We start from the raw sequence: 472 nt of genomic DNA, 5'->3' as shown, positions 1-472 counted from the left end.
TTCTGCGCCTGCTTTTCAGCACGGCACGCTTCGGCATGAGCGCGCAGCTGCGCAATTTCCTCAGGCTCAGCCTTGGGCTCGTCGTGGAAGATCCTCCACTGCACACCGTGCAGAATGCTCTCGGGCAGCATCCTGCTGATACTCCCGCAGGCGAAGACGATGTCAAAGCTGGCATTGCCCCCCGCGGCAATGAAGCCGCCAGCAAGGCGTCGGATCGTCTCGGGACGCGGCGTGCCATGGACCGCATACACGACGCCCCGGCCTCTGTTGTACAGGATGGTGCTGACGCGGGTGCCCACGGTGACAGTCGGGTGTTCGGACATGCTGATCTCCTTCTCTTCATGTCTCTTCAACTGTCCTCTCCGGGGTCAGGGCCTGGCTGGCGGGGCAAGGGCGACGCGTCAGCGGCGGTCCCGCAGGCGTCAGCCGAGGACACCACCCCTTGCGGCGACAGACAGGCTCTGGCACCCGC

Annotated in this window: 1 pseudogene; it reads right to left on the bottom strand. The window is 65.0% G+C overall.

What is annotated here, in order from left to right:
• Window positions 1-353: pseudogene (locus tag R5H23_RS16915) on the bottom strand (hypothetical protein); the annotation flags it as partial.
• Between the last annotated feature and the right edge of the window lie 119 nt (window positions 354-472).

The organism is Gluconobacter sp. GP1 (genome assembly GCF_032913585.1).
Classification (GTDB): Bacteria; Pseudomonadota; Alphaproteobacteria; order Acetobacterales; family Acetobacteraceae; genus Gluconobacter; species Gluconobacter cerinus.
Note: the sequence above shows the minus strand (reverse complement) of the source record. Positions and strands in the feature narration are given on the sequence as shown.